The following is a 21,534-nucleotide window of genomic DNA, read 5'->3' as shown; positions in this document are numbered from 1 at the left end:
CTAGCGAGCCAGCGAGATGAGTTGTTCAAGCAGTGCATCAGGTTGTTCACCCGACAAACGCGCGTCTACAGGTAAATACCACCAGTTGTCCTCGGCAAATCCCCGGCATTTAACGGCATCTTTTTCCGTCATGACCAGCGTTTGCCCGTCGGTTACTAACGCCTTCACATCGTTAGAGGCGAGAGACTGATGATCGGCCAACGGAACGCATTTCTGTAGCGACGCCCCACACGCTTCGAGCGTAGCAAAGAAACGTGGAGGATGGCCAATCCCCGCCATCGCGACAATGTTGCTTAACTCCGCGACATGACGGCGCTCACCGGTGCATAAATTGACCGCCAGCCCTGGCGCCAGCTGCATCGGAATTTCTCCTGGTCTGGCAACGCCGCCGTTGACGATCACCGCATCTACCGATTTAAGTCGGCTGGCGCGCTCACGCATCGGCCCTGCGGGCAACCACCAGCCATTGCCAAACCGGCGCACGCCGTCGATGACAACGATTTCAATATCGCGCGCCAGACGATAATGCTGTAGCCCGTCATCCGTTACGATAATTTGTACATCGTGACGCGCGAGAATCGCTTTTACTGCGTCTGAGCGAACCGGCGAGACAGCAACAGGCGCGCCAGTTCGTTGATAGATCAGTACCGGCTCATCACCCGCTTCCGCAGAGGACGTTTGTGGAGTAAGCAACAGCGGATAAGACGCCGCTTTACCGCCATACCCCCGCGAAACAACCCCTACGCGAATGCCGCGCTGTTGCAGTTGTTCGACCAGCCAGATAACGACCGGCGTTTTTCCGTTGCCCCCCGCCGTAAGGTTCCCGACGACAACGACCGGCACCGGCGCACGCCAGGCGCGTTTAATTCCCAGCCGGTAGCACAAGCGAATCCCCCCACTCACCAGGCCATACAGCCAGGAGAGTGGGAGCAACAGACGCCACAGGGGCGATTCACCAGACCAGATGCGGGCGATCATTGGCCAAATTGCATTTTATGCAGTTGCGAATACACACCGCGCTGCTCCAGCAATTCGCTATGGGTTCCACGCTCAACAATAATCCCGTCTTCCACCACGACAATTTCATCAGCTTGTTCAATCGTTGAAAGGCGGTGCGCGATAACCAGCGAAGTACGGTTTTTCTGCAACTCATCCAGTGCGGACTGAATCGCGCGTTCGGATTCGGTGTCCAGCGCAGAGGTGGCTTCATCCAGAATCAGGATTGGGCTGTCACGCAGCAACGCACGGGCAATCGCGATACGCTGACGCTGGCCACCGGAAAGCAGTACGCCGTTCTCGCCGATAACCGTATCCAGACCGTTATCCATCTTGCTGATAAAGTCCATGGCATACGCCATACGCGCCGCTTCTTCAATTTGCTCGCGGCTGTACTCTTCAGTACGCGCATAGGCGATGTTGTTCGCAACCGTATCGTTAAACAGGTGCACATTCTGCGAAACCAGCGCGACCTGATTACGCAATGAAGACAGGGTATATTCACGCAGATCGTGTCCATCCATCAGGATGTTCCCTTCATTGATGTCGTAGAAGCGCGTGATCAGACTGGCAATGGTTGATTTACCTGAACCGGAACGCCCGACCAGTGCAACCGTCTTACCCGCCGGAATGTGCAGATTGATATTGCGCAGCGCAGGCGTTTCACGCCCCGGATAGGTAAAGGTCACATTGCGGAATTCCAGATCGCCCGTCGAACGTTCAATTACGCGTTTGCCTTCGTCTTTCTCTTGCTCGCTATCCAGAATAGCAAACAGCGTCTGGCATGCCGCCATACCACGCTGGAACTGCGCATTGACGTTGGTCAGCGATTTCAGAGGACGCATCAGGGCAATCATTGATGAGAATACGACGGTAATCGTACCCGCAGTCAGGCTGTCCATTACGCTCGGGAAGCTAGCCGCATAGAGAACAAAGGCCAGCGCCAGAGACGCGATCAGCTGAATGATCGGATCAGAGATGGATGATGCAGACACCATTTTCATCCCTTGCAGACGCATTTTATTGCTGACTTTGTCAAAACGCTTCGTTTCAACTTCCTGACCGCCAAAGATAAGCACTTCTTTGTGGCCTTTCAGCATCTGCTCTGCACTGGTGGTCACCTGCCCCATCGTGTTCTGCATGTTTTTACTGATGCTACGAAAACGCTTCGATACCACGCGAATCGCAATAGACACAACGGGCGCCAGAATGACCAGAATGATCGACAGTTGCCAGCTGTTATAGAACATCATGATAAACAAAGCGATGATCGATGCACCTTCACGCACGACCGTAATCAACGCCCCGGAAGACGATGACGCAACCTGTTCTGAGTCATAGGTAATACGAGAAAGCAGTGTCCCCGTTGATTGTTTATCAAAGAATGCAACAGGCATCCCCATCATATGACCAAACAGACGACGGCGCATGGTCATCACCACTTTGCCCGATACCCATGAAATACAGTAGCTGGAGATATAGCTGGTGATACCACGTAATATCATCAGGCCAATAACCACCAGCGGCATCCAAAGCAGCACCGATCGATCTGTTTTACCAAAACCATCGTCCAGCAATGGTTTGAGGAGCGATAACATAAAAGCATCGCTGGCCGCATTGAGGATCAACGCGACACCCGCCACGATCAGCCCAGTTTTGAAAGGCGCAATGGTAGGCCACAGTCGGCGGAACGTCTGCCACGTAGAGAGATCTTTATCGTTATGCATTCAAAAAACCAGCATTTGTTGAAATAGCCGCATATTCTACCCGTTATCCTCTGACACGCCAAACCACTGATGATACCAACGAGGTAAAATTTGCTCCCGTAAACCTCGTATGCGCCAGCCTTGCGGGGAAAAATCCACCGAAATTTGCCCCTGATGCGGGGTATCCAGCCATTGATAACCTTGTTGTTGATAGCGCTGTTTTACCTTCCAGGAAGGCAGACGCCAGGCGTTGTAGCGCGATGCCGACGCCAGCGCGGCCAGGCCCTCAACCCGTTGAATTAACGCTAATGACGACGATGTATTACTGCCATGATGCGGAACCTGAATGATTGTCGCCTGCAAATGCCGCCAATAACGACTTAGCATTTTTTGTTCAGCCGGAGATTCAATATCGCCCGTCAGCAAAATACTCTGCTTTCCGTCATCCACTTTAACCACGCAGGAATGGTTGTTGCCCTTTTCCCTGTTTCCTTTAATCGGCCAGTGTGCGCTGAAGGATAGCCCCTGCCACGTCCACTGCTCCGCACGAAAGCACGGCAGATGGCCCTTCCAGCCTAATGGGCTTCGTATCCAGAGCGAAGGCCACGTCTTCTGTAATGATGACAGGCCACCCCGATGATCCAGATGTTCATGGCTCAGGATAATCCCCTCAGGTTCCAGATTGTGCCAGCGTAGCCAGGGAATGATGAGCTGCTGTGCGCTATCGCCATCCGGCCAGGCGCGTCCCGTATCATAAAGTATCGCTTTCCCGTTATGCGCGATAACCATCGCCAGCCCCTGTCCGACATCCAGCATATGAACCTGCCACGCCTCCGTGCGCGGCGTACGCCAGAACGGCCAGCTCAACAGCAACACGCCAGACAAACAGATCACCGGGTAAGTTCGCCAGGCATTCAATCGCCACGCCATAAGCGTTAACCAGGGAGCCAAAGACAGGTATTGCCAGCGATAATCAATATTAATCCACCCTACCGGCAGACTTTTCAGCGCCCGGAACAACACGTCCAGAGAGGCGTCAGCCAGCGCCCAGAGGCCTTCTTCAACCATCAGCGGCCCGGTCAAATGGCCGATCATTCCCGCCAGTATCAGTGGTACAGAGATAAATGTAACCAAAGGAACCGCAAACAGATTCGCCAGAAAAGAGGTCACACTTACGCCATGAAAAAGCGCTATTTGCACAGGTAAGAGCAGAAGCGTAATGCCCAACTGTAAGTGAACGAGGTCCAACACGACTTTCCCTGCCCAAGGCAACGCCCAGGCCGGTACTGGAAACCACTGATACCAGAAAATAAGCGCAGCGACGGCAAAGGCCGAAAGCCACAGACTTTGCGACAGAACAGCAATCGGATCGGCAATCACTATTGCCGCCAGGCAGCAGAACCAGACCTCCCAACCGCTCCATTGCCGACCGCTCAGCTTCAGTAATCCCCACGCTGCCAGCGCCACAACCTTACGTAACGCGGGTGGTTGTAACCCCGTGAGCCAGGCGTAAAACGTCGCGCACACAATCCCTCCCACTAACGGCGTTTGCCAGTGAATCCAGCGGGTGGGAAGTAAAAATTGCGCGCCACGAATCAATCCTCCCGCCAGCAGTGCGGCAAAGGCGATATGCAACCCTGAAATGGCCATCAGGTGCGCCGTACCAGTATCGCGCATAATATTTTTGACCTCTTGCGATACTGATAAACGCTCGCCCATGCCTAATGCCAGGATAACCTGCTGCCAGGGGTAGCGCGCCAGCGTGGTATTGAGGGAGGCAAGATAACGCGCGCGTAAACTACATGACGATTCGATGACCGTCGCATGCAGAAACCGGCCGCTCAGAGGCTGATGTTGCGTGAGCGCATAACGCTGGCTATCAAATCCCCCCTCATTAAGCTGACCATGCACGGCACGGACTTTTAGTTTCATCGCCCAACGTTGACCTGCACACACCTCGCCGGGCAAATATTGCCCATAAAGAACAACGCCCACCGAGGGAAACAGGCGTTTCCCCTGTACATGGGTAATTTGCCCGTAATGTGTGGTGGCATGATCGGTCGCCGTAATTTGCACCACGGTTTCCTGTGTTGCGCCAGGCAAGGTATTACCCGGCCAGACGGCTTGCTTTGCAGCAAGTATTCCCCAGAGAAAAAACAGCAGGGTCAAGCTGGCGTACTGCGTATATTTATATGGAACAAAGGACAGCGCGCAGGCAAAACAAAATATGCCAATGAGACACAACGAACCGGGAAGTACAGGTAAGAATATTAGCGGAAGAATTCCGCATAATGCACACACGCTGACCGTTGTTATTTTCATAGACACCTCCCTGTTACAAGAAGTGTGCAGATTTGGCTAACGTTTGTCTGGCGACAATTTGTGGTTATTCGGCGCAAATTCCGTGGTTTTCGCGTTGGGAATGCAAGATGCACATAAAAATGCGAGAGGCTTTCCAGTTACGCCTACGAGCACGTATCTGTAGATCTGATGAATGTAGTGCCATCAGGCGCTGCTTTGTGCCGGATGGCGACGCAAAGCGTCTTATCCGGCCTACGGAGTCACAGGTACATATCTGTAGGCCTGATAAGCGTAGCGCCATCAGGCACAGCTTTATGCCGGATGGCGACGCGAAGCGTCTTATCCGGCCTACTGAGTCACGGGAGCATACCTGTAGACCTGATAAGCGTAGCGCCATCAGGCGCTGCTTTGTGCCGGATGATGGCGTTGAAGTCTCTTTTCCGGTCGGAATGCAGAAATGAAAAAAGCACCGTTCAGGTGCTTTTTTCTGGATCAAGTTTTTCGTTAAAACTTAACCGTAAATATTGGCGCGATCGCGCAGTTCTTTACCCGGCTTAAAGTGCGGAACATACTTTCCTTCCAGTTCTACTTTATCGCCAGTCTTCGGGTTACGTCCGGTACGAGGTGCGCGGTAGTGCAAAGAAAAGCTGCCGAAACCGCGGATTTCAATACGCTCGCCCTGCGCAAGAGTCGAGGCCATATGTTCCAGCATCTCTTTTACTGCATCTTCAACCGCTTTCGCGGGAATGTGAGATTGCTGGGTTGCAAGTCTTTCAATCAATTCTGACTTGGTCATGATTCCTCCGGTTCCTGTAAGCAAATTGGCTGCTGCTGTTGTTGCATTGATTAAGGGCGGCCGTAGCCGCCCTTAGTGCTTGATTACAGGACGAATCTTGTAATCTGTCAAGTAAACTCATCAAACTTCGGGATAAAACACCCGAAGTTTCAGAGAATTACTCGCCTTTAGCTGCTTTGAAAGCTTCAGCCATTGCGTTGTTGGAGAAGTTTGCATCTTCCTGTTTGTTAACAGTTGCGATTGCATCTTTCTCGTCAGCTTCGTCTTTCGCACGAACAGACAGGCTGATTGCGCGGTTTTTACGATCAACGCCAGTGAATTTAGCTTCAACTTCGTCGCCAACGCTCAGAACCAGAGTCGCATCTTCAACGCGGTCACGGGATGCTTCAGAAGCACGCAGGTAACCTTCAACGCCGTCAGCCAGTTCTACGGTTGCGCCTTTAGCGTCAACAGCAGTGACTTTACCGGTTACGATAGCGCCTTTCTTGTTCAGAGCAACCCAGTTGTTGAACGGATCTTCTGCAAGCTGTTTAACGCCCAGGGAGATACGCTCACGCTCTGCGTCAACTTGCAGAACAACTGCTGCGATTTCGTCGCCTTTTTTGTATTCACGAACTGCTTCTTCGCCTGCAACGTTCCAGGAGATGTCAGACAGGTGAACCAGGCCGTCGATGCCGCCGTCCAGGCCGATGAAGATACCGAAGTCAGTGATAGACTTGATTTTACCTTCAACACGGTCGCCCTTGTTGTGGGTTTCCGCAAACTGCTGCCACGGGTTGGATTTGCACTGTTTCAGACCCAGGGAGATACGACGACGTTCTTCGTCGATATCCAGAACCATAACTTCCACTACATCGCCAACGTTAACAACTTTGGACGGGTGGATGTTTTTGTTGGTCCAATCCATTTCGGAAACGTGAACCAGGCCTTCAACGCCTTCTTCGATTTCAACGAAGCAGCCGTAGTCGGTCAGGTTGGTCACGCGACCAGTCAGTTTGGTACCTTCTGGATAACGTTTAGCGATAGCTACCCACGGATCTTCGCCCAGCTGTTTCAGGCCCAGAGATACACGAGTACGCTCGCGGTCGAACTTCAGCACTTTAACAGTGATTTCGTCGCCAACGTTTACGATTTCGCTCGGATGCTTAACGCGTTTCCATGCCATGTCGGTGATGTGCAGCAGGCCGTCAACGCCACCCAGATCAACGAATGCACCGTAGTCAGTGAGGTTCTTAACGATACCTTTAACTTCCATGCCTTCTTGCAGGTTTTCCAGCAGCTGATCGCGTTCTGCGCTGTTTTCGGATTCGATAACGGCACGACGGGAAACCACAACGTTGTTGCGCTTCTGATCCAGCTTGATGACTTTGAATTCAAGCTCTTTGCCTTCCAGGTGCAGCGTGTCGCGCACCGGACGAACGTCTACCAGGGAACCTGGCAGGAACGCACGAATACCGTTCAGCTCAACAGTGAAGCCGCCCTTAACTTTGCCGTTGATAACACCGGTAACAGTTTCAGCATCTTCGTAAGCTTTTTCCAGCGTGATCCAGGCTTCGTGACGTTTCGCTTTTTCACGGGACAGCAGGGTTTCGCCGAAGCCGTCTTCTACTGCATCCAGAGCAACGTCAACTTCGTCGCCAACCTGGATTTCCAGTTCGCCCTGGGCGTTTTTGAACTGCTCAGCCGGAATGGCGGATTCAGATTTCAGACCAGCGTCAACCAGTACGATATCTTTATCAATAGCAACAACAACGCCGCGAACGATGGAACCCGGGCGGGTTTCGATTTCTTTTAAGGACTCTTCAAAGAGTTGAGCAAAAGATTCAGTCATGTTTAATCTTCAGGTTTCATATTTAACGTCCACCTGGCTCCATGCCGGATGGGGTTGTTTCACATACCCACTGTCAATCCATTGCAGCGGGGGTACTACAAATTCGGTCGCACTTAAGCGAGTGCCAGTTTTTGGCGCGCGTATTGTAACGCTTTTTCAATCACTTGCTCAATGCTTAATCGGGTAGAATCCAGAACTAAAGCATCGGCAGCAGGAACCAGTGGCGCGACAGCGCGATTACGATCGCGGTCGTCACGTTCCTTTATCTCGGCCAAAAGGCGTTCAAAGTTAACACTAAAGCCCTTCTCCTGCAACTGTAGCATACGGCGGTGAGCGCGTTCTTCAGAAGACGCATCCAGGAAAATTTTTACTGGCGCATCAGGGAATACCACCGTTCCCATGTCGCGGCCATCGGCAATCAACCCTGGCGCATCGCGAAACGCACGCTGGCGGCGCAAAAGCGCTTCGCGCACGCGCGGGAATGCAGCGACCTGAGATGCCGCGTTCGCGACTTCTTGCGTGCGGATTTCCCCGCTCACATCTTCCCCTTCCAGAATGACTTCCAGATTGCCATTGGTTGAGACAAAACGAACATCCAGATGAGACGCAAGCGGTACAAGAGCGTCTTCAGAGGTGACATCAACATGATGATGTAAGGCCGCCAGCGCCAGTACACGATAAATCGCGCCCGAGTCCAGCAGATGCCATTGCAATGCTTCCGCCATTGCCTTGCACAAGGTGCCTTTACCTGCACCGCTTGGGCCATCAATGGTAATTACCGGGGCAATTGCCGTCATCTTTTTCTCCTTAAACAGGCATACCGTTAACGTGAACGCCGCGCATTATACGCGCCAACGCTCACAATCGTTATCTTTGTATGCAAAAACCCATTTTGTCTGTCATCAGATGAGGAAGATTTGCGCAATTATAGCGGGCTGGCGAAGAGCCAGCCCAAAAGATGACAATGTTTTACTTTTATCAGGCAGGCGTACTAATACGCGCCAGTTGCTCGAAGTAATCCGGGAAGGTTTTAGCGGTACATTTCGGATCGAGAATCGTCACCGGCGTATCCGACAACGCGACCAGCGAGAAACACATCGCCATACGGTGATCGTTATAGGTGCCGATTTCGGCAAACTGCAACTGAGCCGGTGGCGTGATACGAATGAAATCATGCCCCTCTTCCACTTCAGCGCCGACTTTACGCAGTTCCGTCGCCATCGCAAACAGGCGGTCAGTCTCTTTCACACGCCAGTTATAGATATTACGCAGCGTGGTGGTGCCTTTAGCAAACAACGCCGCCGTGGCGATGGTCATCGCCGCATCCGGGATATGGTTCATGTCCATATCCACAGCGTTCAGTTCACCGCGCGTACAGGCAATGAAGTCATCACCCCAGGTGATGGTGGCGCCCATCTTCTCCAGTACGTCGGCAAAGCGGATATCGCCCTGCATACTGTTGCGGCCAATCCCCGTCACTTTTACCGTTCCGCCTTTAATGGCGCCAGCGGCAAGGAAATAAGAAGCGGATGACGCGTCGCCTTCCACCAGATATTGACCCGGTGAACGATACTGCTGCTCCCCTTTCACCACAAAACGCTGGTAATTCTGGTTCTCAACCTCAACGCCGAATGTTTTCATCAGGTTCAGCGTGATGTCGATATACGGTTTGGACACCAGATCGCCTTTAATTGCGATCGTCGTATCCTGCGGCGCAAGCGGCGCGGTCATCAGCAGCGCGGTGAGGAACTGACTGGAGACGCTGCCATCAACCTCAACGTGACCGCCGCTAAAACCGCCGCGCAGACGCAGAGGCGGATAGTTTTCCTGCTCCAGATAATCAATCTTCGCACCGCCCTGACGCAGCGCATCGACCAGATGACCGATCGGGCGCTCTTTCATGCGAGGCTCACCGGTCAGCACGATATCATTTGCCCCCAGGCACAGCGCGGCGGCAAGCGGACGCATCGCCGTTCCCGCATTGCCCAGGAACAGTTCCAGCGCGCCTTCAGCATGTAATACGCCGCCCAGCCCGGTAATTTCACAGCGGGTACGGTCGGCGGAAAGGGTATAACTGACCCCCAACGCACTCAGCGCGTTCAGCATATGGCGAACATCATCGCTGTCCAGCAGGTTTGTCAGAACAGTGGTGCCGCTTGCTAATGCCGCCAGTAACAAAGCGCGATTCGAAACACTCTTGGAGCCAGGCAGATTGATGGTGCCATCGACCCGCGCGATGGGTTGTAACGTCAGGGATTCCATGAAACTCAACTCTCAAAAACAGAAATAAAAACCCCACAGGCTGGCTGTGGGGATGAAAAAAGAAAACGAATTAGCCGTGGCGACGCTCGAAATCGACCATGAAATCCGTCAACGCCTTCACGCCTTCAAGCGGCATTGCGTTATAGATAGAGGCGCGCATTCCGCCCACCACGCGATGGCCTTTCAGCGCATGCAGACCCGCAGCGAAAGACTCCTCCAGGAAGACTTTATCAAGCGCGCTGTCCGCTAGCTGGAAAGGCACGTTCATACGTGAACGATTCGATTTCGCCACATCGTTACGGTAGAAATCACTGTTATCAATCACGCCATACAGCAGTTCCGCTTTTTGCTGATTGATTTTGTTCATCGCCGCAACGCCGCCCTGCGCTTTCAGCCATTTGAACACCAGGCCAGAAAGATACCAGGCAAAGGTCGGCGGGGTATTGAACATCGAGTCGTTGTCGTTCAGCACGGTGTAATCAAGGATAGACGGGCAAGCGATGTTCGCTTTACCTAACAGATCTTCACGCACGATCACAATTGTCAGCCCCGCCGGGCCGATGTTTTTCTGCGCCCCGGCGTAGATCACGCCATAACGCGACACATCCAGCGGCGCGGAAAGAATTGTGGATGAGAAATCCGCAGCCACAACGACATCCGAACCAAAATTCGGCGTTTCATCAATTGCGATGCCGTCGATAGTCTCGTTCGGACAATAATGAACGTAAGCGGCGTTATCAGAAAGCTGCCACTCGCTCATCGGTTTGACCGCACGCAGACCGTCAACCGTGACTTTGGCGTCAATCACGTTTGGCGAACAGTATTTTTTCGCTTCTTTGATGGCGCTGGCCGCCCAGTAACCGGCATCAACGTAATCCGCCGACGTTTTATCGCCCAGAATATTTAACGGAATTGCCGCAAACTGCCCACGGCCGCCGCCGTGGCAGAACAATACTTTGTAGTTGGAGGGGATGCTGAGGAGATCGCGAAAATCCTGTTCCGCTTCCTCTGCGACCTGGATAAATTCTTTGCCACGGTGGCTAATTTCCATTACTGACGTGCCAAGACCGTGCCAGTCACGCAGATCCTGTTGAGCCAGTTTAAGCACTTCCGCCGGTAGCATTGCCGGACCTGAACTAAAATTGAAGACCTGAGCCATTTCCCCTCACCACGTTGCGTTATTATCGCCTCAACACCCGGACGTCTGCGCAAGGCAGGACGACGGATATTGGGTATAAGTTATTCCTGTGGATATCGGTTTTATCATTCAGTGACACGCGCCGCAATGGGTAAAACTCATCAGGCCAAAAATGCGCGCTACGTCACACAACAGAATCTATCGGATTGACGACATAAAACCGATAGATTCGCTGTCAGGTAGCCCGTTTTACCCGGCTGGCCTTCGACCATTCTGGATTTGCGCCGCGCGGGCGTCATTGACGATCCCCGGCATTCACAGGAACGACGCTACTACGCACTTTTATTTACGCTGCCGGGGCGGCGGCGATAGCGCCGTCAACATAAAACCCGTATCATTGCGCGCTTTCCGTACGACAAAAGTGATTTTCATGACGCAAACATTTATCCCCGGCAAAGACGCCGCCCTGGAAGATTCCATCGCTCGCTTCCAGCAAAAACTGCTCGACCTCGGTTTTCATATTGAAGAGGCCTCCTGGCTGAATCCGGTGCCTAACGTCTGGTCTGTGCATATTCGCGACAAAGAGTGCGCGTTGTGCTTTACCAACGGCAAAGGCGCAACCAAAAAAGCCGCGCTGGCTTCCGCGCTGGGTGAATATTTTGAGCGTCTGTCCACCAACTATTTCTTCGCCGATTTCTGGCTGGGTGAAACCATCGCCAATGGCCCGTTCGTGCATTATCCGAATGAAAAATGGTTCCCGTTAACCGATGACGACGCCCTGCCGGAAGGGTTACTGGATGACCGTCTGCGCGCGTTCTACGACCCGGAAAACGAGCTGGCTGGAAGCATGCTTATCGACCTGCAATCCGGTAACGAAGATCGCGGTATCTGCGGCCTGCCGTTTACCCGCCAGTCTGATAATCACACCGTGTATATTCCGATGAACATTATCGGCAACCTGTACGTTTCCAACGGGATGTCGGCCGGTAACACCCGCAACGAAGCGCGTGTGCAGGGTTTGTCTGAAGTGTTCGAACGTCATGTTAAAAACCGCATCATCGCCGAAAGCATTAGCCTGCCGGAAATTCCAGCCGATGTGCTGGCACGCTACCCGGCAGTGGTTGAGGCCATCGCTAAGCTGGAGGCGGAAGGTTTCCCAATCTTCGCTTATGACGGCTCGCTGGGCGGTCAGTATCCGGTTATCTGCGTCGTCCTGTTCAACCCGGCCAACGGCACCTGCTTCGCCTCCTTCGGCGCGCATCCTGATTTCGGCGTTGCGCTGGAGCGCACCGTCACCGAGCTGTTGCAAGGCCGTGGGCTGAAAGATCTTGATGTCTTTACCCCGCCAACGTTCGACGACGAAGAAGTGGCTGAACACACCAACCTTGAGACGCACTTCATTGACTCCAGCGGTTTGATCTCCTGGGATCTGTTCAAGCAGGATGCCGACTACCCGTTTGCTGACTGGAGTTTCTCCGGCACCACGGAAGAAGAGTTCACCACGCTGATGGCAATCTTCAATGCGGAAGATAAAGAGGTCTATATTGCCGACTATGAGCACCTCGGCGTTTATGCCTGCCGCATTATTGTGCCGGGCATGTCTGATATTTATCCGGCAGAAGATCTGTGGCTCGCCAACAACAGCATGGGAAGCCATCTGCGCGAAACCCTCCTTGCCCTGCCGGGCAGCGCATGGGAGAAAGAGGCTTACCTCAATCTGATTGAACAATTAGATGAAGAAGGCTTTGATGACTTTACCCGCGTGCGCGAGTTACTTGGTCTGGCGACAGGCCCGGATAATGGCTGGTATACCCTGCGCATCGGTGAGCTTAAAGCAATGCTGGCGCTGGCTGGCGGCGATCTGGAGCAGGCGCTGATCTGGACAGAGTGGACGATGGAATTCAACGCCTCCATCTTTAGCGCTGAACGTGCGAACTACTACCGCTGTCTGCAAACGCTGCTGCTTCTGGCGCAGGAAGAAGACCGCGAACCGCTGCAATACCTGAATGCTTTCGTTCGGATGTATGGCGCCGAAGCTGTTGAAGCGGCCAGCGCGGCACTGAGCGGCGAAGCGGCATTTTATGGGCTGCAAGCGGTTGATAGCGATCTGCATGCTTTCGCATCACATCAGTCCCTGCTGAAAGCCTATGAGAAATTGCAGCGCGCCAAGGCCGCTCACTGGTCAAAATAGAAGCGAATAACCCACTATAGGTAGGTTTAAACAATCGACTGAGCTATATTACGGGGCGCTTTATGCGCCCTGTTTTTTTATTTTTTTGGCAAACGAAAATAAATGTAATAACAAGGTTAAATATTGGTAGTTGATATTACAGATATTAATGTGCTGGTGTTACTTTATTTGCCAATTACTCCATTTTAATTAACTGCCACCGGGGAGGCTCAGCGAAAAAATTCAACTCACTTTATAATTTTTAAAATTTATTTTTATTTGGATAATCAAATATTTACACCGCAATCGCGTAAAAACCACGCATCTTGCGGGCCTATAAGCCAGGCGAGATATGATCTATATCAAATTCTCATCTATAATGCTTTGTTAGTATCTCGTCGCCGACTTAATAAAGAGAGAGTTAGTGTGAAAGCTGACAACCCTTTTGATCTATTACTCCCTGCTGCAATGGCCAAAGTGGCCGAAGAGGCAGGTGTCTATAAAGCAACGAAACATCCGCTGAAGACTTTCTATCTGGCGATTACCGCGGGTGTGTTCATTTCCATTGCCTTTGTTTTCTATATCACCGCCACAACCGGTACAGGCACAATGCCTTTTGGTATGGCGAAACTGGTTGGAGGCATCTGCTTCTCGCTGGGGCTGATTCTCTGTGTTATCTGCGGCGCAGATCTTTTCACATCAACAGTGCTGATTGTTGTCGCGAAAGCGAGCGGCCGAATCACATGGGGCCAACTGGCAAAAAACTGGCTCAACGTTTATTTTGGTAACCTGATCGGTTGTCTGCTCTTTGTGTTGTTGATGTGGCTTTCCGGCGAGTATATGACCGCCAACGGCGGATGGGGGCTTAACGTCCTGCAAACCGCCGACCACAAGATGCATCATACTTTTATTGAAGCTGTCTGCCTGGGTATCCTGGCTAACCTGATGGTTTGCCTGGCCGTGTGGATGAGCTACTCGGGTCGTAGCCTGATGGACAAAGCGTTTATCATGGTATTGCCCGTCGCCATGTTTGTTGCCAGCGGTTTTGAGCACAGCATCGCAAACATGTTTATGATTCCGATGGGGATTGTAATCCGTGACTTCGCCACACCGGAATTCTGGGCCGCAGTGGGCTCCAGTCCGGAAAGTTTTTCTCACCTGACCGTGATGAATTTCATCACCGATAACCTGATTCCGGTCACAATCGGTAACATTATCGGCGGCGGTTTATTGGTCGGGTTGACATACTGGGTCATTTACCTGCGTGGCGACGATCATCATTGCTGATGAGCGTTATACGCAGTAAATAAAAAATCCACTTAAGAAGGTAGGTGTTACATGTCCGAGCTTAATGAAAAGTTAGCCACAGCCTGGGAAGGTTTTACCAAAGGTGACTGGCAGAATGAAGTAAACGTCCGTGACTTCATTCAGAAAAACTACACTCCGTACGAGGGTGATGAGTCCTTCCTGGCTGGCGCGACGAATGCGACCACTGCACTGTGGGACAGCGTAATGGAAGGCGTTAAACAGGAAAACCGCACTCACGCGCCTGTTGACTTTGACACCTCCGTTGCTTCTACCATCACTTCTCACGACGCTGGCTACATCAATAAAGCGCTTGAGAAAATCGTTGGTCTGCAAACTGAAGCTCCGCTGAAACGTGCGATCATCCCGTTCGGTGGTATCAAAATGGTTGAAGGTTCCTGCAAAGCGTACAATCGCGAGCTGGACCCAATGCTGAAAAAAATCTTCACCGAATACCGCAAAACCCACAACCAGGGTGTATTCGATGTTTATACCAAAGACATTCTGAACTGCCGTAAATCTGGTGTTCTGACTGGTCTGCCAGATGCGTATGGCCGTGGCCGTATCATCGGTGACTACCGTCGCGTTGCGCTGTACGGTATCGACTTCCTGATGAAAGACAAATACGCCCAGTTCGTCTCTTTGCAGTCTGACCTGGAAAACGGCGTAAACCTGGAAGCGACTATCCGTCTGCGTGAAGAAATTGCTGAACAGCACCGCGCGCTGGGTCAGATCAAAGAGATGGCGGCTAAATATGGCTGTGATATCTCTGGTCCGGCTACCAACGCTCAGGAAGCTATCCAGTGGACCTACTTCGGCTACCTGGCCGCTGTTAAGTCTCAGAACGGTGCAGCAATGTCCTTCGGTCGCGTATCCACCTTCCTGGATGCGTACATCGAACGTGATATCAAAGCAGGCAAAATCACCGAACAAGACGCACAGGAAATGATTGACCACCTGGTCATGAAACTGCGTATGGTTCGCTTCCTGCGTACGCCGGAATACGATGAACTGTTCTCTGGCGACCCGATTTGGGCAACTGAATCTATCGGCGGTATGGGCGTTGACGGCCGTACTCTGGTTACCAAAAACAGCTTCCGCTTCCTGAACACCCTGTACACCATGGGTCCGTCTCCTGAGCCGAACATCACCGTTCTGTGGTCTGAAAAACTGCCGCTGAACTTCAAGAAATTCGCCGCTAAAGTGTCCATCGACACCTCTTCTCTGCAATACGAGAACGATGACCTGATGCGCCCAGACTTCAACAACGATGACTACGCTATCGCTTGCTGCGTAAGCCCGATGGTTGTTGGTAAACAAATGCAGTTCTTCGGTGCGCGTGCAAACCTGGCGAAAACCATGCTGTACGCAATCAACGGCGGCGTTGATGAAAAACTGAAAATGCAGGTTGGTCCTAAATCTGAACCGATCAAAGGCGACGTTCTGAACTTCGACGAAGTGATGGACCGCATGGATCACTTCATGGACTGGCTGGCTAAACAGTATGTCACCGCGCTGAACGTTATCCACTACATGCACGACAAGTACAGCTACGAAGCCTCTCTGATGGCGCTGCACGACCGTGACGTTATCCGCACCATGGCGTGTGGTATCGCAGGTCTGTCCGTTGCTGCTGACTCCCTGTCTGCAATCAAATATGCGAAAGTTAAACCGATTCGTGACGAAGACGGCCTGGCTGTAGACTTCGAAATCGAAGGCGAATACCCGCAGTTTGGTAACAACGACTCTCGCGTTGATGACATGGCGGTTGACCTGGTAGAACGTTTCATGAAGAAAATTCAGAAACTGACCACTTACCGTGGCGCTATCCCGACTCAGTCTGTTCTGACCATCACTTCTAACGTGGTGTATGGTAAGAAAACCGGTAACACCCCAGACGGTCGTCGTGCTGGCGCGCCGTTCGGACCGGGTGCTAACCCAATGCACGGTCGTGACCAGAAAGGTGCTGTTGCCTCTCTGACCTCCGTTGCAAAACTGCCGTTTGCTTACGCTAAAGATGGCATCTCTTACACCTTCTCTATCGTTCCGAACGCACTGGGTAAAGACGACGAAGTACGTAAAACCAACCTGGCGGGTCTGATGGATGGTTACTTCCACCACGAAGCGTCCATCGAAGGTGGTCAGCACCTGAACGTGAACGTGATGAACCGTGAAATGCTGCTGGACGCGATGGAACACCCGGAAAAATATCCGCAGCTGACCATCCGTGTATCAGGTTACGCAGTACGTTTTAACTCCCTGACGAAAGAACAACAGCAGGACGTTATTACTCGTACCTTCACTCAGACCATGTAATTGGGTTTTGACTGAAATCGTACTGTAAAAAGCGTACAATAAAGGCTCCACGTAAGTGGGGCCTTTTTAACAACTAAGTCTCTTTCGCCAGCTATCTATACTCAATGGATGACTGCCAAAACAGACTCGACACAGTTAATAACTGTGCACTAACACGGCCCCGGATGGGCCACATCTGGAGAAACACCGCAATGTCAGTTATTGGTCGCATTCACTCCTTTGAATCCTGTGGCACCGTTGACGGCCCGGGCATCCGCTTTATTACGTTCTTCCAGGGCTGTCTGATGCGATGCCTGTATTGCCATAACCGCGACACCTGGGATACGCATGGCGGCAAAGAAGTTACCGTTGAAGATCTGATGAAAGAGGTCGTCACCTACCGCCACTTTATGAACGCATCCGGCGGCGGCGTAACGGCTTCCGGCGGCGAAGCGATCTTACAGGCAGAGTTTGTTCGCGACTGGTTCCGCGCCTGTAAGAAAGAAAGCATCCATACCTGTCTTGATACCAACGGCTTTGTTCGCCGCTACGATCCGGTCATCGATGAACTGCTGGAAGTCACCGACCTGGTGATGCTTGACCTGAAGCAGATGAATGACGAGATTCATCAGAATCTGGTTGGCGTATCCAACCATCGCACGCTGGAGTTCGCCAAATACATCTCCGCAAAGGGCATTAAGACCTGGATTCGCTACGTTGTGGTGCCGGGCTGGTCTGACGATGACGACTCAGCACACCGTTTGGGCGAATTCACCCGCGATATGGGCAACGTTGAAAAAATCGAACTGCTGCCCTATCACGAGTTAGGCAAACACAAATGGGTCGCAATGGGCGAAGAATACAAGCTTGATGGCGTTAAACCGCCGAAGAAAGAAACCATGGAGCGCGTAAAAGGTATTCTTGAGCAGTACGGTCATAAAGTGATGTACTGAGTTATTTTATCGGTATCGCCGGATGGCGATGCGAAAGCGTCTTATCCGGCCTACAGACTTCATACCTGATCACATAAATTAAACGTGCGCCACAGGAGTCGGCGTATGTCCTGCGTTGCGCAGCAGCATAAGCAAATAAACAAACGAGACGCTGGCAATCATAATAAACAACAGATTATCAGAGTAATTCTGCATCAGCATCGCGGTAAATGACGGCCCAAGCAGGCTGCCTACGGTATAGCTGAGCAGCAACGCCTGGTTCATTGCCACAAGCTGATGACGTTCTACCTTTTCACAAGCCCAGGCCATCGCGACGGGATAGAGCGTAAAGCCTGCCGCCCCCAGAATGAATAAGGCGGGCGCCATCGCAGCCTGAGTCAGCATGGCAATACTGCCGAGGATCACCACGAAGACCTGTACACGCAGCACCAGAAGACGACCAAACTTATCGGCCAGACGACCAATCGGCCATTGGCCTAAAATACCGGCGCTCACCAGCACGGCCATCCAGAAACCGATGCTCGCATTGCTAATCCCCTGATGATTAAGATACAGCGGCATCAGGCCATACAGCGATCCCAGTACAATCCCGGAAATAATGCACCCGTTTACACCTAACCGCGCCTGACGCAGTCTCAGCATTGACGTAATCGGCGTCGTATCGTGTTCTTCCGACTGCTGGTTCAGGATACGGGTAAAGAGCAGCGGCAAAATGCCCGCCAGAATCATGCCGGTTACCCACGGCAGAACGCTCATTAATTCTGTCGAAACTTTACTGACCAGCAGTTGCCCCAAAAACGTTCCCACGTAATAGACCATCATGTACGCAGCCAGTAACCGCCCACGATTACGGGATGTTCCGCTGCACATCAAAGCGCTTTCCACCACGACCCAAATCATGGCGCAGCCCACGCCGGCAACAAAGCGCCAGGCCAGCCAGCTCCAGAAACCAATCATCATGCCCAGCCCTACGCAACCCGCCGCAAAAATGAGCGAGGCAATATAGTAACTGCGGTTAAAGCCCAGGCGCTTGATTAAATACCCGGTAAGCAACGTCCCAACCAGATTCCCGGTAAAGTAGGACGAACTGACCATACCGACCTGCCAGGTTGCCAGGCTTTCCTGGGCAAGCCACAAGGGGACGAGCGTGTTTAATACTGCGATCGCCAGGGTCAACAAAAGCAGGCCGCACAGCAAAAGCATGACGGGCCGGGTATAGATGGACATGGATAAAAACCGTGAGGAAGTTCAAATTTCATGCGCATCATGCCACCAACAAAAACATTGTCAATCTACCCGAATCGCGGCATCACGCGCTTTCCCGCCCTTCGATTTGAAATACTGATTCATGGCATGAAAGAGCAGCGTCTGATAAACATCATGTTATTGTTTTAATTGACCTAAAACAAAACTGCCGCGTTTCGTTCAGTCGAAAAATTTCATGGTTCCTGCAACATCATTTTTCCGGTCTATGCTTTTGGGGAAGACAACACACCGGAATGGCTTTTGATGTAACGCTAACTCTCATCAGGAGAAGATAATGACTAAGCCTTACGTTCGTCTCGATAAAAATGATGCTGCGGTTCTTTTAGTTGATCACCAGGCAGGGCTGCTGTCTCTTGTACGAGACATCGATCCTGACAAATTCAAAAATAACGTTCTCGCACTTGGCGATTTAGCCAAATATTTCAACCTCCCCACCATCCTTACCACCAGTTTCGAAACGGGGCCAAACGGACCGTTGGTGCCGGAATTGAAAGCACAGTTCCCCGATGCCCCCTACATTGCACGCCCCGGAAACATCAACGCGTGGGACAATGAAGATTTCGTGAAAGCCGTTAAGGCGACAGGTAAGAAGCAGCTCATCATTGCGGGGGTTGTCACGGAAGTGTGCGTGGCCTTCCCCGCCCTCTCTGCGATTGAAGAAGGGTTCGATGTGTTTGTCGTGACCGATGCGTCAGGCACCTTTAATGAAATTACCCGTCACTCCGCCTGGGATCGCATGTCGCAGGCTGGCGCGCAATTAATGACATGGTTTGGCGTGGCGTGTGAGTTACACCGCGACTGGCGTAATGATATCGAAGGTCTGGCGACGCTGTTCTCTAATCACATTCCTGATTATCGCAATCTGATGACCAGCTACGACACGTTAACTAAGCAGAAGTAAAAGACCAGGGACATATTGTCTGATGGCGCTTCGCTTATCAGGCCTACACGATCCGTAGGCCTGATAAGGCGCGAGCCGCCATCCGGCATATTATGGATTAACTCGCCACCGCCATTCCCACGGTCATATGGAGCCCGTAGAATACGCCGCGACCAATCAGTTCCCCCACCAGCAGCAGGATAAACGCCACCGACAGTAGCGGTACCGCAGGTTGATAACCTTTCAACTGCGGCACAATCCAGCAGCACAGTGCCACGACCAGCACCACAATACGCCAGGCCATCAGCGAACCATAATCCGGTACGAGCGCAGAAGCCTGCTGGATGGAGCTATGAATCGTCGCCAGCTCCGCTCCCTGCATCACTGACATAATGGCGCTGACCACCAGTGCGAGGACTGAAATTACGGGCAGCAGACGCATCGCCCAGCCATCGACGCCCGCAATACGCAGCAGCAGATAACCCAGCAGCGGCCCCCCCATAAACAGCGTCAGGAAGAAGCCCAGCGGCGTCCAGATGCTGTACCAGGTCGGTACGGTATCAATGCTGTTATACACGCGCACCATCATCCAGACAAAGATAACGCCCAGCACGATCGTCACAACCAGCCAGAGATTACGCAGCGCCGGAGAGAGCTTTTTCAGCACCGCCAGTAACCAGCCGATCCCGCCGACGGCAAAAAAGAGCGAGCCGCTGGCAATTTCATTGCTCAATGCCGACGAGCCCACGCGGTTCAGCGAATTGAAGGCGCGCATTGGCGACCCCAGATGCAGCATAGACGCGATGAAGCCAATTCCCATTAGCACCCACAGAGCAAACATGCCGGTCAGCACTCGCTGTTGAGATTCGGTACGCAACTCGCCTTTCATCAGCGCCAGAGCCAGAACGATAAAACCGCCGACCACGCACTGACCAAAAACCGTGAAGATCATCAGCGGCCATTCATGCCATCCACTTCCCATCTTACACCTCCTTCGGATTTGCCAGATAACCCGTGGTATCCCCGGTCGGGCGGCTGTTGGCGTTGGGTTTAATCACAATGTTCGGTCTGGTGAAGTGCGCGCCCGGCAGCGGCGCAACTGCCGCCAGCGTGCCATGTTTCTTCCGCAGCTCTTCTATCGGGCCAAAGTCCAGCGCGCGCAGCGGGCAGGACTCGACGCAGATCGGTTTTTTGCCGTCGGCAACGCGGTCATGACAGCCGTCGCATTTGGTCATGTGGCCTTTGGCGGCGTTATACTGCGGCGCACCGTATGGGCAGGCCATATGGCAGTAGCGACAGCCGATGCAGACGTCCTCATCCACCACCACAAAGCCGTCCTCGCGTTTGTGCATCGCGCCGCTCGGGCACACTTTCGTGCAGGCCGGGTCTTCGCAGTGGTTGCAGGAAATGGAAAGATAGTAGGCAAAGACGTTCTGGTGCCAGACGCCGTTATCCTCCTGCCAGTCGCCGCCCGCATATTCATAGATGCGGCGGAAGCTGACGTCCGGGGTTAAATCTTTGTAGTCTTTGCAGGCCAGTTCGCAGGTTTTGCAACCGGTGCAACGACTGGAGTCAATAAAAAATCCATATTGGGTTGTCATCGGTTACTCCTTATACCTTCTCAACCTGAACGAG

General features: G+C 52.4%; 16 protein-coding genes. 5 read left to right on the top strand and 11 right to left on the bottom strand.

Annotated elements, in window-relative coordinates; all coding sequences use genetic code 11:
- The 8 genes from lpxK to serC form a co-directional block, all read right to left on the bottom strand.
- A complete protein-coding gene (gene lpxK, locus OGY62_RS12460; protein ID WP_199971427.1) occupies positions 1-978 on the bottom strand; it encodes a tetraacyldisaccharide 4'-kinase in 978 nt (325 codons plus the stop codon).
- Entirely contained in the window at positions 975-2,723 is a 1,749-nt protein-coding gene (gene msbA / locus OGY62_RS12455; protein ID WP_286460023.1) for a lipid A ABC transporter ATP-binding protein/permease MsbA, read from the bottom strand. The genes lpxK and msbA overlap by 4 nt, the downstream gene beginning before the upstream one ends.
- A gap of 36 nt (positions 2,724-2,759) precedes the next feature.
- Positions 2,760-5,024, bottom strand: a complete 2,265-nt coding sequence (locus OGY62_RS12450; protein WP_286460021.1) for a ComEC family protein — start codon at positions 5,022-5,024, stop codon at positions 2,760-2,762.
- 490 nt (positions 5,025-5,514) lie between these two features.
- Complete coding sequence (gene ihfB / locus OGY62_RS12445; protein ID WP_000167332.1) at positions 5,515-5,799, bottom strand: integration host factor subunit beta; 285 nt, start codon at positions 5,797-5,799, stop codon at positions 5,515-5,517.
- A gap of 157 nt (positions 5,800-5,956) precedes the next feature.
- Complete coding sequence (gene rpsA, locus OGY62_RS12440) at positions 5,957-7,630, bottom strand: 30S ribosomal protein S1 (RefSeq protein WP_012133016.1); 1,674 nt, start codon at positions 7,628-7,630, stop codon at positions 5,957-5,959.
- A 113-nt stretch (positions 7,631-7,743) separates the two neighbouring features.
- The gene (gene cmk, locus OGY62_RS12435; RefSeq protein WP_012133018.1) at positions 7,744-8,427 is read right to left on the bottom strand and encodes a (d)CMP kinase; all 684 of its coding nucleotides are present in this window, start codon (positions 8,425-8,427) and stop codon (positions 7,744-7,746) included.
- A gap of 181 nt (positions 8,428-8,608) precedes the next feature.
- Positions 8,609-9,892, bottom strand: a complete 1,284-nt coding sequence (gene aroA / locus OGY62_RS12430) for a 3-phosphoshikimate 1-carboxyvinyltransferase (RefSeq protein ID WP_199977541.1) — start codon at positions 9,890-9,892, stop codon at positions 8,609-8,611.
- A 70-nt stretch (positions 9,893-9,962) separates the two neighbouring features.
- The gene (serC, locus tag OGY62_RS12425) at positions 9,963-11,051 is read right to left on the bottom strand and encodes a 3-phosphoserine/phosphohydroxythreonine transaminase (RefSeq protein WP_012133020.1); all 1,089 of its coding nucleotides are present in this window, start codon (positions 11,049-11,051) and stop codon (positions 9,963-9,965) included.
- A gap of 409 nt (positions 11,052-11,460) precedes the next feature.
- Here serC and ycaO point away from each other — a divergent pair, with 409 nt between their 5' ends.
- From ycaO to pflA, 4 genes are all read left to right on the top strand, one after another.
- A complete protein-coding gene (ycaO, locus tag OGY62_RS12420) occupies positions 11,461-13,221 on the top strand; it encodes a 30S ribosomal protein S12 methylthiotransferase accessory factor YcaO (RefSeq protein WP_286460018.1) in 1,761 nt (586 codons plus the stop codon).
- A gap of 405 nt (positions 13,222-13,626) precedes the next feature.
- Positions 13,627-14,487: a formate transporter FocA gene (gene focA, locus OGY62_RS12415; protein ID WP_024130478.1), complete on the top strand. Its 861-nt coding sequence runs from the start codon at positions 13,627-13,629 to the stop codon at positions 14,485-14,487.
- A gap of 51 nt (positions 14,488-14,538) precedes the next feature.
- Complete coding sequence (gene pflB / locus OGY62_RS12410) at positions 14,539-16,821, top strand: formate C-acetyltransferase (RefSeq protein WP_012133023.1); 2,283 nt, start codon at positions 14,539-14,541, stop codon at positions 16,819-16,821.
- A 191-nt stretch (positions 16,822-17,012) separates the two neighbouring features.
- Entirely contained in the window at positions 17,013-17,753 is a 741-nt protein-coding gene (pflA, locus tag OGY62_RS12405) for a pyruvate formate lyase 1-activating protein (protein ID WP_024130479.1), read from the top strand.
- A 78-nt stretch (positions 17,754-17,831) separates the two neighbouring features.
- On the opposite strand, the gene OGY62_RS12400 is transcribed toward pflA, so the two are convergent.
- Complete coding sequence (locus tag OGY62_RS12400; protein ID WP_110494425.1) at positions 17,832-18,980, bottom strand: MFS transporter; 1,149 nt, start codon at positions 18,978-18,980, stop codon at positions 17,832-17,834.
- Between the two features lie 313 nt (positions 18,981-19,293).
- Here OGY62_RS12400 and ycaC point away from each other — a divergent pair, with 313 nt between their 5' ends.
- Entirely contained in the window at positions 19,294-19,920 is a 627-nt protein-coding gene (ycaC, locus tag OGY62_RS12395; RefSeq protein ID WP_012133028.1) for an isochorismate family cysteine hydrolase YcaC, read from the top strand.
- A 97-nt stretch (positions 19,921-20,017) separates the two neighbouring features.
- Here ycaC and OGY62_RS12390 read toward each other — a convergent pair whose 3' ends face one another.
- Complete coding sequence (locus OGY62_RS12390) at positions 20,018-20,881, bottom strand: dimethyl sulfoxide reductase anchor subunit family protein (RefSeq protein WP_104868844.1); 864 nt, start codon at positions 20,879-20,881, stop codon at positions 20,018-20,020.
- Position 20,882: 1 nt separating this feature from the next.
- Positions 20,883-21,500: a dimethylsulfoxide reductase iron-sulfur subunit DmsB gene (dmsB, locus tag OGY62_RS12385; protein WP_012132456.1), complete on the bottom strand. Its 618-nt coding sequence runs from the start codon at positions 21,498-21,500 to the stop codon at positions 20,883-20,885.
- Positions 21,501-21,534 lie beyond the last annotated feature (34 nt).

Source organism: Citrobacter sp. CK198 (assembly GCF_030333295.1).
Classification (GTDB): domain Bacteria; phylum Pseudomonadota; class Gammaproteobacteria; order Enterobacterales; family Enterobacteriaceae; genus Citrobacter_B; species Citrobacter_B koseri.
This window is presented reverse-complemented; position numbering and strand designations above follow the sequence as displayed.